Source organism: Pseudomonas sp. KH_046_1, assembly GCF_057839025.1.
In genome coordinates, this window is the sequence record NZ_CM174481.1 from 5,860,155 (window position 1) to 5,874,050 (window position 13,896).

At 60.8% G+C, this 13,896-nt stretch carries 11 protein-coding genes; 4 read left to right on the forward strand and 7 right to left on the reverse strand.

Features of this window, described 5'->3' with window-relative positions; genetic code table 11:
- Positions 1–2 precede the first annotated feature (2 nt).
- On the forward strand, positions 3–1,043 hold the full coding sequence (locus AC3IT9_RS26900) for a threonine aldolase family protein (RefSeq protein WP_150725141.1): 1,041 nt from the start codon (positions 3–5) through the stop codon (positions 1,041–1,043).
- A gap of 200 nt (positions 1,044–1,243) precedes the next feature.
- The gene (locus AC3IT9_RS26905; RefSeq protein WP_423505311.1) at positions 1,244–2,068 is read left to right on the forward strand and encodes an SDR family oxidoreductase; all 825 of its coding nucleotides are present in this window, start codon (positions 1,244–1,246) and stop codon (positions 2,066–2,068) included.
- A gap of 134 nt (positions 2,069–2,202) precedes the next feature.
- Here the strand turns inward: AC3IT9_RS26905 and gbcB are convergent, their stop codons facing one another.
- Positions 2,203–3,303: a glycine-betaine demethylase subunit GbcB gene (gene gbcB / locus AC3IT9_RS26910; protein ID WP_150725139.1), complete on the reverse strand. Its 1,101-nt coding sequence runs from the start codon at positions 3,301–3,303 to the stop codon at positions 2,203–2,205.
- A gap of 283 nt (positions 3,304–3,586) precedes the next feature.
- Between gbcB and gbcA the strand changes: the two genes are divergently transcribed.
- The gene (gbcA, locus tag AC3IT9_RS26915) at positions 3,587–4,882 is read left to right on the forward strand and encodes a glycine-betaine demethylase subunit GbcA (protein WP_489271387.1); all 1,296 of its coding nucleotides are present in this window, start codon (positions 3,587–3,589) and stop codon (positions 4,880–4,882) included.
- A gap of 149 nt (positions 4,883–5,031) precedes the next feature.
- Entirely contained in the window at positions 5,032–5,400 is a 369-nt protein-coding gene (locus AC3IT9_RS26920; protein ID WP_489271388.1) for a hypothetical protein, read from the forward strand.
- 261 nt (positions 5,401–5,661) lie between these two features.
- Here the strand turns inward: AC3IT9_RS26920 and AC3IT9_RS26925 are convergent, their stop codons facing one another.
- The 6 genes from AC3IT9_RS26925 to dgcA all read right to left on the reverse strand — a co-directional run bounded on the left by AC3IT9_RS26925 (position 5,662) and on the right by dgcA (position 13,888).
- On the reverse strand, positions 5,662–6,894 hold the full coding sequence (locus tag AC3IT9_RS26925; RefSeq protein ID WP_489271389.1) for a retroviral-like aspartic protease family protein: 1,233 nt from the start codon (positions 6,892–6,894) through the stop codon (positions 5,662–5,664).
- Between the two features lie 170 nt (positions 6,895–7,064).
- The gene (locus tag AC3IT9_RS26930) at positions 7,065–7,631 is read right to left on the reverse strand and encodes a GNAT family N-acetyltransferase (RefSeq protein WP_150725134.1); all 567 of its coding nucleotides are present in this window, start codon (positions 7,629–7,631) and stop codon (positions 7,065–7,067) included.
- A 69-nt stretch (positions 7,632–7,700) separates the two neighbouring features.
- On the reverse strand, positions 7,701–8,471 hold the full coding sequence (etfB, locus tag AC3IT9_RS26935; protein ID WP_150725133.1) for an electron transfer flavoprotein subunit beta: 771 nt from the start codon (positions 8,469–8,471) through the stop codon (positions 7,701–7,703).
- A 15-nt stretch (positions 8,472–8,486) separates the two neighbouring features.
- Positions 8,487–9,707, reverse strand: a complete 1,221-nt coding sequence (gene etfA, locus AC3IT9_RS26940) for an electron transfer flavoprotein subunit alpha (RefSeq protein ID WP_423505312.1) — start codon at positions 9,705–9,707, stop codon at positions 8,487–8,489.
- On the reverse strand, positions 9,707–11,653 hold the full coding sequence (dgcB, locus tag AC3IT9_RS26945) for a dimethylglycine demethylation protein DgcB (protein ID WP_489271390.1): 1,947 nt from the start codon (positions 11,651–11,653) through the stop codon (positions 9,707–9,709). The genes etfA and dgcB overlap by 1 nt, the downstream gene beginning before the upstream one ends.
- Positions 11,654–11,827: 174 nt before the next feature.
- Entirely contained in the window at positions 11,828–13,888 is a 2,061-nt protein-coding gene (gene dgcA / locus AC3IT9_RS26950; RefSeq protein ID WP_489271391.1) for a dimethylglycine demethylation protein DgcA, read from the reverse strand.
- Positions 13,889–13,896: the final 8 nt, after the last annotated feature.

Consider the following 13,896-nt stretch of genomic DNA (forward strand, 5'->3'; position numbering starts at 1 on the left):
CCATGACCGATAAGAGCCAACAATTCGCCAGCGACAACTATTCCGGCATCTGCCCTGAAGCCTGGGCGGCCATGGAACAGGCCAACCACGGCCACCAGCGCGCATACGGCGACGACGAGTGGACCGCTCGTGCCTCCGACGGATTCCGCAAACTGTTCGAAACCGACTGCGAAGTGTTTTTTGCCTTCAACGGCACCGCCGCCAACTCGCTGGCGCTGTCGTCGCTGTGCCAGAGTTACCACAGCGTGATCTGCTCGGAAACCGCCCACGTCGAAACCGACGAATGCGGCGCCCCGGAATTCTTCTCCAACGGCTCCAAACTGCTGATCGCCCGCACTGAAAACGGCAAGCTGACCCCGGAATCGATCCGCGAGGTCGCGCTCAAGCGCCAGGACATCCACTACCCGAAACCCCGCGTCGTGACCCTGACCCAGGCCACCGAAGTCGGCAGCGTCTACACCCCGGACGAAATCCGCGCCATCAGCGCCACCTGCAAAGAGCTGGGCCTGAACCTGCACATGGACGGCGCACGCTTCTCCAACGCCTGCGCCTTCCTCGGCTGCACCCCGGCTGACCTGACCTGGAAGGCCGGCGTCGACGTGTTGTGTTTTGGCGGCACGAAAAACGGCATGGCGGTGGGTGAGGCGATTCTGTTCTTCAACCACAAACTGGCCGAAGACTTCGATTACCGCTGCAAGCAGGCCGGGCAGCTGGCTTCAAAGATGCGCTTCCTGTCGGCGCCGTGGGTCGGGATCCTGGAAAACGACGCCTGGCTCAAATACGCCAACCACGCCAACCACTGCGCGCAATTGCTCGCAGAGCTGGTCAGCGACATTCCCGGCGTGGAACTGATGTTCCCGGTACAGGCCAACGGCGTGTTCCTGCAACTGTCGGAACCGGCCATCGCCGCACTGACCGCCAAGGGTTGGCGCTTCTACACCTTCATCGGCAACGGCGGCGCACGCTTCATGTGCTCGTGGGACACCGAGCAAGAGCGCGTGCGTGAATTGGCGCGGGATATCCGTGAAGTGATGTCCCACTAACGCCACAAACCCTGTGGGAGCGGGCTTGCCCGCGATGAGGCCCGATCATTCACCAGATCTGTTGGATGAAAGACCGCTATCGCGAGCAGGCTCACTCCTACAAAAGCCATCCGCATCCCCTGACAGTCCGCACCTGAAGACTTCGTCTACATTGTTTGTCGAGCCACCCCGCTCACATAACAACAATCAGGAGCGTCAGCATGTCATTGCAAGGCAAAACCCTGTTCATCACCGGTGCCAGCCGCGGCATCGGCCGCGAGATTGCGCTGCGGGCCGCACGCGATGGGGCCAACATTGTGATCGCCGCCAAAAGTGCCGAACCCCACCCCAAGCTGCCGGGCACGATTTTCAGCGTGGCCCGGGAAGTGGAAGCCGCAGGCGGCAAGGCGCTGGCCTTGCAGGTGGATGTGCGCGAAGAGGATGCCGTACGTGAGGCGCTGGCCCAGGCCAACGAACATTTCGGTGGCATCGATGCATTGATCAACAACGCCGGAGCGATCAAGCTCACCGGGGTCCAGCACCTCGAACTCAAGCGCTTCGACCTGATGCACCAGATCAACACCCGCGCCGTCCTGCTGTGCAGCCAGGCTGCGTTGCCGTACCTGAAGAAGTCCGGCGGCCACATCCTCAACCTGTCACCGCCGCTGAACCTGGCCACCAAGTGGTTCGCCCAGTACAGCCCCTACACCGTCACCAAGTACGGCATGAGCATGCTGACTTTGGGCATGAGTGAGGAATTCAAGAACTACGGCATCAGCGTCAACTCGCTGTGGCCACAGACAATGATCGCCACCGCTGCCATCGAGTTTCAGTTGGGGTCGAGGGAGTCGTTCAAGCATGCGCGCCTGCCTGCGATCATGGCCGATGCCGCCCATGTGATTCTGAGCAGCGCAAACCGCAGCCTGACCGGGCGTTTGCTGATTGATGAGGAGATTCTGCGGGAAAACGGTGTAACGGAGTTCGAACACTATCGGTTCGCGCCGGACAGCAGCGACAAGTTGATGACGGATCTGTTTATTGACTAAAAACCTGTGGGAGCGAGCCTGCTCGCGATGGCGGTGTGTCAGTAACATTGATGTTGACTGACACCCCCTCTTCGCGAGCAGGCTCGCTCCCACAAGTGAACAACACTGCTTTCAGAGATATATTCCCACCCGAATCAATATTCGATCCGCACATCGCCTTTCGGCACGCTGCAGCACGACAGGATGAACCCATCCGCTTCGTCTTCCTCGGTGATCCCGCCGTTGTGATCCATCTCCACCTCACCACCCAGCTTCAACACCTTGCAGGTCCCGCAAATCCCCATGCCGCACGCTTTCGGAATCATCAGGCCGACCTTGGCCGCCGCCGCATGCACGGTCTCGCCCGGGGCCACACGAATGCTCTTGCCGGACGCCGTGAACTCCACCTGGTGCAGATCCGCCACGTCGACTTCCGGTGCCTCGGCCGCTTGTTCGGCGTGTTCCACTGCGTCAGCGCGCGCCTCTGGCGGGGTCGCACCGAAGGATTCTTCGTGGTAACGCGACATGTCGAAGCCAGCGGCTTCCAGCAAGCGCTTGACCGCATTCATATACGGTGTCGGGCCGCAGCAGAATACTTCGCGCTCAAGGAAGTCCGGCGCCATCAATTCAAGCATTCTGTGGTTCAGGTAACCGCGATAACCGGCCCAGGGCTCACCCATACCGTGCTTCTCGCAGATCAGGTGCAGGCTGAAGTTGTCGATCCGCGACGCCATGTGTTCCAGCTCACGGTGGTAAATGATGTCTTTAGGCGAACGGGCGCTGTGGATAAACACCATGTCGACATTGCCGTTGGTGTCATAGAACCAGCGCGCCATGGACATGACCGGCGTGATACCAACGCCGCCGCTGAGGTAGAGCACCTTCGGCGCGGTAAAGTCCATGGCATTGAACAGCCCGACCGGCCCGTGCACCGCCAGCTCCTGGCCTTCGTGCAGGGTGTCGTGCAGCCAGTTGGACACCTTGCCGCCCGGCACGCGCTTGATGGTCACCGAAAAGCTGTACGGCACCGATGGCGAGCTGGAAATGGTGTACGAACGCATGATCGGCTGGCCTTCAATCTCCAGCTCCAGGGTGACAAACTGCCCCGGTTTGAAGAAGAACAGGATCGGCTGGTCGGCCATGAAGCAAAAGGTGCGCACATCCCAGGTTTCCTGGATGACTTTGACGCAACGGACGATGTGTCGACCATTGGCCCAGGTCTGGGTGGTTACCGGGTTCAGGAAGCTGTTGGACATGCTGATCTCCACGGCCGACTGCCGGCCTTCATGTTGGCGATTCTGCGTATAGCGCGAACCACCCATTTACCTATCTGCGACATTGACATGCTTATCGCGACCAGCCCCCAGCTACCGGGGCTTGCGCGTCGGGAACAGATTGCACCATGTCGCCCATGGATAAGGTTCCGGCCAGCGCCGGCCCCACACTCGCTTCAACAGATAACTGCTGTTTTTTGTCTTGCGTCGCACAACCGTAGCCACATTTCGCCGGCCACACAGAATGGCCATGAGGACTAAATCGATGGACGTCACTACTACCCTGAGCCTGGGCGATCCGCTGGAACCCGCACGCAAGGCCACCGCACAGATGCTGCAAGAGCGCGAGCGCACGTTCTCGCTGCCGCAGCCGTTTTACTCCGACGACCGCCTGTTTGATATCGACATGCAGGAAATCTTTCAGAAAGAGTGGTTGATCGCCGGCATGACCTGCGAGATCCCGACCAAGGGCAACTACCTGACCCTGCAGATCGGCAAGAACCCGATCATCGTGATCCGCGGCGCCGAAGGCGTGGTGCATGCGTTCCATAACGTCTGCCGCCACCGTGGCTCGCGTCTGTGCACCAGCGACAAGGGCAAGGTTGCCAAGCTGGTTTGCCACTACCACCAGTGGACCTACGAACTCGACGGCCGCCTGCTGTTCGCCGGCACCGAAATGGGCGCTGACTTCGACATGAAAGAGTACGGCCTCAAACCGGTGAACGTGAAGACCGCCGGCGGCTACATCTTCATCAGCCTGGCGGAGAACCCACCAGCCATCGATGACTTCCTGTCGACGCTTAACCACTACATGGAACCGTACGACATGGAGAACACCAAGGTGGCGATCACCACCACCTTGATGGAAAAGGCCAACTGGAAGCTGGTGCTGGAAAACAACCGCGAGTGCTACCACTGCAACGCGTCGCACCCGGAACTGTTGAAAACCCTGCTGGAATGGGACGACGTCACCGACCCGCGCGCCGACCAGGCCTTCAAGGACCACGTAGCCGCCTCCGCCGCTGCCTGGGAAGCAGAGAAGATCCCTTATGCCCACGCCAGCTTCGGCCTGCGTAACCGCATCGTGCGCATGCCGCTGCTCAAGGGCACCGTGTCGATGACCATGGACGGCAAGCAGGGCTGCGCCAAGCTGATGGGCCGCATCCAGAACCCGGACCTGGGCTCGATGCGCATCCTGCACCTGCCGCACTCGTGGAACCACTGCATGGGCGACCACATCATCGTGTTCACCGTATGGCCGATCAGCGCCCAGGAAACCATGGTCACCACCAAGTGGATCGTGCACAAGGACGCGGTCGAAGGCGTGGACTACGACGTGGAGCGCATGCGCCAGGTCTGGGACGCCACCAACGATCAGGACCGTCGCCTGGCCGAAGAGAACCAGCGCGGCATCAACTCCACCGCGTACCAGCCTGGGCCGTACTCCAAGACCTATGAGTTCGGCGTGGTGAACTTCGTGGACTGGTACAGCGAGCGTCTGCTGAGCAACCTGGGGGCCGAGCCTGCGCCGTACCTCAAGGGTGTCCCGGTTAGCGGCTAAACATCAAAAGCATCGCGAGCAAGCTCGCTCCCACACTCGATCTGTGTCGTTCACAAATCCACTGTAGGAGCGAGCCTGCTCGCGATGGCGCCCTCAGCATCAACACAGTCCTCTCGGTAATTCCTCTCTTCATTAGAACTGTACGAAATATGACCTATCTCGTTCAGGCCTATGCCCGCCGCACCTCCCAGCCTTCCGCGAACAAGTTATCCACATCTCCACCCACAGCTATTGGGGACAACTGTGGAAAGGCTGCAAAATTTCTCCACAAAACCCAAAGAAAAACCGTGACTTATCCAGAAGCATGCTTCCACGATCGAACTGATCATTTTTTGATCAGAAGCCTGGAAGGCACGGAATACAAGGCTTTCAGAGGATGGCAAACACCTTATCCACAGAAGCGCCAACAGACTTTGGGGTTAACTTCGAAGGTTCTGTGGAAAACCGCTACAACCCGCAAAAAACCGGTGTTTGCGTGGAATTCCATGGCTCAAATACACCAATTGATCACTTTTTGATCAAACCCATGAAAGCCGCTGTTTATAAGGCCTACAGCCGATAGCAAACATCTTATCCACAGAAACGCCAACAGAGATTGGGGGCAAGTCTGCATCCACAGCAGCACTTATCCCCTTGAAAAAGCTTGAAAAAACCACGAGCAAGTCTGGTTGTTTTTTGAACGACGCCTCGCAAGGCTTGATTTGTATGGGGTGTAGCGAGGGGCGAACATGTTATCCACAGAACCACCAACAGGGATTGTGGGTAAACACCGAAGTTGTTCAGATTTTATTGAGGCATGAGCGACCTGAATCCAGATCCAGGTTCAATTCAAAGTCTTTGAAAGCGCGCCATCCGAGCAATATCGACGGGACGTATTGCCCTGCTATCAGCGACGGCGGGATGGTAAAGCCCGGGTAGTATTTGTAGGTGACCGCCATGGTGTTGCCTTGCAGGGCCAATACGCCGTCGAAGCGTTGGAAACGCTTGTTGTCGTTGGTGGAAACGCTCGAGCTTCCGGGTGTCAGCGCCTGCACAACGCTGAGCTGCCTGCCGGGCGACGAGGCCGTCAGGTAATCGACATTTCCGGTATCGATGATGGCCTGCGTTGCCCGACGATCCAGCTGTGCGGCCACCACCAACCGTTGATTGAGATCCAGGCGGCTAATGACAATCGACGCATCACAGCGTGTGGCAGGCGGCGGATTCAGCTCCAGTGTTCCGCTGGTTATCTTCAAGCGCCCCAGCTTGCTGATCAGATCCAGCCCCAACAGATTGTCCCGGTCGCTGACAAAGACCAGGATGTTCCTGAACTCGCGGGTGCCGACTTTCAACGACCGGAGAATTCCCAGCCTCGCGGCCAAGCCCTTTTCGCCATAAAACGTGCTGTAGCGATAAAAAGCATCGGGCAACAACTTGATGCCCATCTGTTTCGCAGTGTCGATGTTGACCCTGGTTTGCGGTGCGCCGGTGTCCAGTACAAAACGCGCCGAGACACCATTGGCCGCGCCGACCTCGATAAATGGCAGCACTTGTTCAGCGAGGTAGAAGTCGTCGGCATACGGATGGAGCGGCAGCACCTCATGCCGCACCGAACCGCTGACCGAGAAATCGCCGGTCGCCGCCAGGACAGCCAGTGATTTGCTGCCAAAGGTGGAGAACAGGGGCTTCAGATAGGCGTTGGCCGCAATCGCCTGGGCATGCCTGGCCTTGATCGCCAGATAGTATTCGGGGAGTTGGTTGGCGACCTTGGCTTCGAGCATTCTGGCGAAGACCGTCACTGAACAGCTGAGGTGTCTATCGGCATCCAGTACCTTGTCGCACTGTAGCCGCAGTTGCGCCAGGGACGCGCTGCGCCCCTGTTCGGAATCTATCCAGCGATAAAAATCCTGATCAGCCTCAGCCGGTGCCATGGGCACTTTTGTCTGGGCAGCAGAGATCAATCCTGTGTATAGCCACATGGCCAATGTAAGGAGCGCCAAAAGAGCGATAGTCTTCATATTCAGGCCAGTCATAAAAATCAGGTTTTATGAGTCAGCGCTGAATGTCTGAAAGCTCCCGAAAGCGTGCCGCACCCTTGATCAGCGCATAGGAAACTGTAGTTCACCGCCCTCGTCAGCGTGGGACGAGAGTTAGGGTTCGTGGCGTTGTGGATAACCGTCGCCGGCCGAGCGCTCGAGCAAGCTCAGGGCCTGTGCATAAGATAGGCGTCACCGATGACGCGAATCATTGGATGGGGGGTGACCTGGCAGGTCTTGATGATCCCGAAACCGTGCCGCTCGTAAAAACGCCGGGCGCCAGTGTTGGCGGCATAGTCGATCAGGCTCAGGCCATTGAGCCCCAGTTGGTCGGCACGTTCTTGAGCATGGGCGAGAAACTGCACGCCCAGCCCCCGGTTGCGCCAGCCTTCATGCAGGGCCAGGCTGGAGATGTACAGGGTATCGGGTACCTCCATGTCGGCGTAAGGCGCCAGTACCGGGTCGGTCGTCGGCACCGCCAGTGGATCGTGGCGCATCACGTAGCTGTGCATCATGCCAATGACCTGACCACCGGCCTCGGCAATCAGGCAGTTCTGGTAGGAGAAATCCACGTCGTCCCGGGCGTATCGAATGGCACCTACATCCAGCAAGTCCTGACCGGGCTCGGCCAACTGGCTCCAGATGTAATCCGAAGCGCCCTCTGAGGAAATCTGGAACAGACGCGCAATCGCGCGCGCGTCTGCACGCACTGCCGAACGAAATTCAACTGCCATTGTTTTTTCTCTGCCAGATTTATCCAGTCCACATGAAGGAGCAGCCTGCGGCAGCTCCTACAGAAAGCGTTAGCGGACCACACCTTCTTCAATCAGCAATTTGAGGATGGCCTCGGCCCCGGCTTGCGCCGTGACACCCTTGAGCACCTGCCCGCCTCCACCACTGGCCTTGGCCGTCGCGGCTTTCATGCGGTCGGCACCGCTCTTGGCCTTGATCACCTTCAGGCGCTTGGGCCGTGGCTTGGCCGGTTGCAGGGTGGCGACCGCGAGCAGTTCATCGTCGACGACCTCGACGTCCTGCGCTTGCAGCACGCCGCGTCGGGCCGGGCCGTAAGCGCTCTGTCGAGGCTTGGGGGCGGCGTTATCCACCGTCGCCAGAAATGGCAGACGCACCTTCAGCCGACGGCGTTGACCGCGGGGCAAGGCTTGCAGCACCAGCGCCGAACCGCCATCGATGGACTCGACCTGCGCCAGTCCCACCACCAGCGGCCAGCCCAGGCTTTCGGCCAGCAGGAAGGGCAACATGCCCGAGCCTTCACCGGTTTCCGCCTGGCTGCCGGTCAACACCACCTGCGCCCCGGCATCGCGCAAATAGTCGGTCAACGCCGGCAGTGCGTCGGCGCCTTGCGGTTGTTCCAGCACATGCAGTTGCTCAAGCCCCATACCCAGGTAAGCGCGCAAGGCAGGCTCGGCGATGTCGCCGGCATGCAGCACTTGCAGGTTATCCCCAGCCAGTTGCAGGCCCAGTTCAACCGCCCGCGCATCCTGCTCCGCGCGACGCGGCCGACCGGAGGTCGGGTGGGCGCCAATGGACACCAGGCTGATGATTTTCGTGCTCATAACCCTTTCCTTCCCTTAAGCCGCATCGCGCTTGGCTTCGTTGCGGTAAGCCTCTACCGCCTCGATCAAGGCTTGAAGAATCTCCGCGCTCTCACCGATCACCGAGAGGTCCGCACGCTTGATCATGTCGCAGCCGGGGTCAAGGTTGATCGCCACCACCTTGTCGCAGGCACCAATGCCCTGCAGGTGCTGGATCGCCCCGGAAATCCCCACCGCCACATAGACCCGTGCGGTGACCCAGGTGCCGGACGCGCCGACCTGACGGTCGCGGGCCATGAAGCCGTCGTCCACCGCCACCCGCGAGGCGCCTTCGGTCGCGCCAAGGGCTTCGGCTGTCCTGTGGAAAAGTCCCCAGTCCTTGACCCCGTTGCCGCCGGAGAAAATGAACTCGGCTTCGGCCATGGGAATTGCCGCCGGATCGACGGCCACCGCGCCCAGATCTTCGATCCGCGACAGGCTGCGCGCCACGGTTGTGGATAACTCCACCGGCAAGGCTTCGTGACGGGTTTCGCTGACTGGTTCGGCGCACTCGGCAGCCGCCAGAATCAATCGCGCCAGCGGACGGGCAAGGTCTTGCAGACCCGCGCCAGCGCGGCCGATGCACTCCTGATCCTTGACCTGCCAGACCCGTGTGGCCGGGCGCTCGCCCAGTGCTGCGGCAAAACGTCGGCCGAGTTCACCACCGCCACTGCGGCTGTCCGGCAGCAACCAGTGACGCGGGCTGAACTGGTTATCCACAGCCCGCAGGCCCTGGACCCGTTGTTCCGGTGCATAACCGTTGAATTCTTCACCTTCCAGCACCAGCAGGCGATCGACGCCCGCCGTGGCGAAAGCGTTTTCCTTGTGTTCGCCGAACACCACGGCCAGCACTGCGCCGTCCTTGCCGGCCAATTGATGGGCCAGACCCAGCAGGTCGCGGTCGTGACTGCTCAAGCGACCACCGACCATGTCCGGCACCACGCTGATGTAAAACGCCGGCGCGGCCACCTGATGCAGCGGCAATTGCACTTCGACGGCCGCCGAGCGCTTGGTCGCCCCGCCCTGCTGGGCGCCACTGCGGTCGATGCGCTTGATGCCGTTGGGGCCAATGAACCCGATGCCATGAGGATTCTTGCGGATGACGCCGTTCGGCCCCATCCAGCTGTGTTGCGCCGGCTGCATGGCCGCGTGCAGCGGGTGCAGACGGTTGCGGGCAATCCATTCGGCCCGAGGGTCGCGGCGGATAATGTCGCTCATCAGTGCACCTCCGCGGGTTCACGTTGGGCCGGTGTAGAGGGTTTGGACGCGGCTTCTTCCAGCAACGCGTCGGCCACCAGCTCGGCAATGTCCTTGATCATCGGCCGGGGTTCGACCACGCCTTCGAGCATCGCGGTGCATTGTGGGCAACCCACGGCCACCAGTTCGGCGCCGGTTTCGCGGATGTCTTCCATGCGCATGTCGGGAATGCGCTGCTTGCCGGGAATGTCGGTGATCGGCGCGCCGCCACCACCGCCACAGCAGCGCGAGCGGAAGCCGGAACGTTGCATTTCTTTCACTTCGATCCCGAGGGCGCGTAACACCTGACGCGGTGCCTCGTATTCGCCGTTGTAGCGACCGAGGTAGCACGGGTCGTGGTAGGTCACGCTGTCGCCTTTGTGCTGACCGAGGTTGAGCGCGCCAGCATCGATGATTTCTGCCATGTAGGTGCTGTGGTGCTGCACCAGGTAGTTGCCATCGAAGGCGCCATATTCGTTTTTCAGCACGTGGAAACTGTGCGGATCGCAGGTGACGATGCGGTTGAAGCTGTACTTGGCCAGGGTCTGGATGTTGCGCTTGGCCAACAGCTGGAAGGTCGCTTCGTCACCCAGGCGCCGGGCCACGTCACCGCTGTCGCGCTCTTCGAGGCCGAGCACGGCGAAGTCGATTTTCGCCGCCTTGAGCACTTTGACGAACGCGCGCAGGGTGCGCTGGTTGCGCATGTCGAAGGCGCCGTCGCCGACCCAGAACAGCACGTCGGTGGATTTCTTTTCGCTGAGCAAATTGAGGTTCAAATCCGCCGCCCAGTTCATCCGCCCGCCCGGCGCGAAACCGCCCGGGTTGTCGGTGGCGATCAGGTTTTCCAGGACTTCCGCGCCCTTGTTCGGGGTCGCACCCTTTTCCAGGGTCAGATGGCGGCGCATGTCGACGATGGCATCGACGTGCTCGATCATCATCGGGCATTCCTCGACGCAGGCACGGCAGGTGGTGCACGACCACAGGGTCTCGGCATCCACCAGACCATTGACGATCGGTTGATGCGGATTGCCCGCGTGCTCGCCAATCGGTTTGCCGGGATACGGGCTGCCAGCGAACTTGGCATCGGTGCCACCGGCCAGGCCGACGACCATGTCCTGAATCAGTTTTTTCGGGTTCAGCGGCTGGCCGGCAGCGAAAGCCGGGCACGCTGCTTCGCATTTACCGCACTGCACGCAGGCGTCGAAGCCGAGCAATTGGTTCCAGGTGAAATCCTTGGGTTTTTCCACGCCCAGTGGCGCGGTCGGGTCGTTCAAGTCCAGAGGCTTGAGGCCCGTGGAACGACCACCGCCAAAGCGTTCGGCGCGACGGTGCCAGGCCAGGTGCAGCGCACCGGCGAAGGCGTGCTTCATCGGCCCGCCCCAGGTCATGCCGAAGAACAGTTCCGACACGCCCCACAACACGCCAACCCCGAGAACCGCCGCCAGCAGCCAGCCCCCGAAGTTTTCCGGCAGGATCCCGGCCACCGGCAGGGTCAACAGGAAGAACGAGGCCGAGAACGCCAGCAGGCTTTTCGGCAGGCGCATCCACGGGCCTTTCGACAGGCGCGACGGCGGGTTGCGCCGACGCAGGTAAACAAAGATCGCACCAACGAACATGATCGCCGTCATCAGCAACAGCGCATAGCCGAGGAAGCGGTTATGCAGGCCGAAACCATGCACCAGAATCGCCAGCACGATGGACGCCACCGCACCACCCGCCGTGGCGACGTGGGTGTTGGCAATGTATTTGTCCCGCGCGACCACATGGTGCAAGTCGACCATGTAGCGCTTGGGCATGGCGAACAGGCCGCCGATCAGGTCGACTTTCGAAGCCCGGCCCCGGCGCCACATGGCCACCCGCCGCAACGCGCCCAGGACACCTAGGCCAAGGGCGGCGAACAACAGGATTGGAAGAAGGGTGTTCAACATAGGTGAAGCTCCCAAAGACATCGGGCTTAACTATCTGGATGCCTTGCTTGATCCCTTGTAGGAGCGAGCCTGCTCGCGAAAAACCTGAGAACACCGCGTTGAATCAGACTCCCCGCGTTATCGTTCACGTCCATCGCGAGCAAGCTCGCTCCTACAAGGGTTATCCACAAGCTCTTAGAAATCCTTGCACAACCGCAGCGCGTCATAGATCGCAGCATGTGTATTGCGCTGGGCCACGCAGTCGCCGATACGGAACAGCAAGTAGCCGTCGCCCGTGGTGCTCAGCGAAGGTTGCGGCTTGATCGCGAACAAGGCTTCGATGTCCATCTGGCCTTTGTTGCGCGAGCCTTCCTTCAGCGAGTAGTAGATTTCTTCGTCCGGACGCACGCCGTTTTCCACCACCACCTGGTCGACCACCCGCTCCTCTTTGGCGCCGGTGTATTCGTTCTCCAGCACCGCCACCAGCTTGTCGCCTTCGCGGTAGACCTTCTCCAGCATCATGTCGCCGGTCATGATCACTTCTTTGGGGTACATGCTGCGGTAGTAAGTCGGGAACGACGTACCGCCGATGGCCACACCCGGCTTGATGTCGTCGGTGACGATCTCGACCTGGCTGCCTTTGTCCGCCAGGTAGTCGGCGACCGACATCCCGGTGAACTCGCAAATGGTGTCGTAGACCAGCACGTTCTTGCCCGGCGCAACCTTGCCATCGAGCACGTCCCAGCTGCTGACCACCAGGCCTTCAGCCGCGCCCCAGTGTTCGTTCTGCTCCAGGAACGGATGACCGCCGACGGCGAGCACCACCACGTCCGGACGCAGGTCCATGATGGTCGCCGCATCCGCCGCCACGCCCAGGCGCAGGTCCACTTTCAAACGCGCCAGTTCCAGCTGGAACCAACGAGTGATACCGGCGATCTGATCCCGCTGTGGAGCTTTCGAAGCGGTAGTGATCTGCCCGCCGATGAATTCTTTCTTCTCGAACAGGGTCACGTCGTGGCCACGTTCGGCCGACACGCGAGCCGCTTCCATCCCGGCAGGACCGGCACCGACCACCACGACTTTGCGCTTCACACCGGTCGACTTCTCGATGATGTGCGGCACGCCCATGTATTCACGGGAGGTCGCGGCGTTCTGGATGCACAGCACGTCCAGGCCCTGGTACTGACGGTCGATGCAGTAGTTGGCGCCGACGCACTGCTTGATCTGGTCGACCTGGCCCATCTTGATCTTGGCGATCAGGTGCGGGTCGGCGATGTGGGCGCGGGTCATGCCGACCATGTCGACGTAGCCGCCCTCCAGAATACGGGTCGCCTGGTTCGGGTCCTTGATGTTCTGCGCGTGCAGCACAGGTGCCTTGACCACTTCCTTGATACCGGCCGCCAGGTGCAGGAACGGCTCCGGTGGATAACTCATGTTGGGGATAACGTTGGCCAGGGTGTTGTGGGTGTCGCACCCTGAACCCACGACACCAATAAAATCGATCATGCCGGTGTCGTCGTAGTACTTGGCGATCTGCTTCATGTCCTCATGGGACAAGCCATCCGGGTGGAATTCATCACCGCACAGACGGATGCCGACGCAGAAATCCGGACCGACTTCCTTGCGCACAGCCTTGATCACTTCCAGGCCGAAACGCATGCGGTTCTCGAAGCTGCCGCCCCATTCGTCGGTACGCTTGTTGACCCGCGGGCTCCAGAACTGGTCGATCATGTGCTGGTGCACGGCCGACAGTTCGACGCCGTCCAGGCCACCAGCCTTGGCCCGCGCCGCAGCGCTGGCGTAGTTGCCGATCACCCGCCAGATTTCTTCCGGCTCGATGGTCTTGCAGGTTGCACGGTGCACCGGTTCACGGATGCCCGACGGCGACAGCAGGGTTGGCCAGTGCTCGCCGTCCCAACGGGATCGACGGCCCATGTGGGTAATCTGGATCATGATCTTGGCGCCATGCTTGTGCATGGCATCGGCCAGGTTCTGGAAGTGCGGAATGATCCGGTCATCCGCCAGGTTCACCGACTTCCACCAGCCTTGCGGGCTGTCGATGGCCACGCTGGAGGAGCCGCCGCAAATCGCCAGGCCGATCCCGCCCTTGGCTTTCTCTTCGTAATACTTGACGTACCGGTCGGTGGTCATGCCGCCGTCGGTGGCATAGACCTCGGCGTGCGCGGTGCTGAGCACGCGGTTGCGGATGGTCAGTTTGCCGATCTGGATCGGCTGGAACATTGCTTCGAAAGCCATGGCGGGTT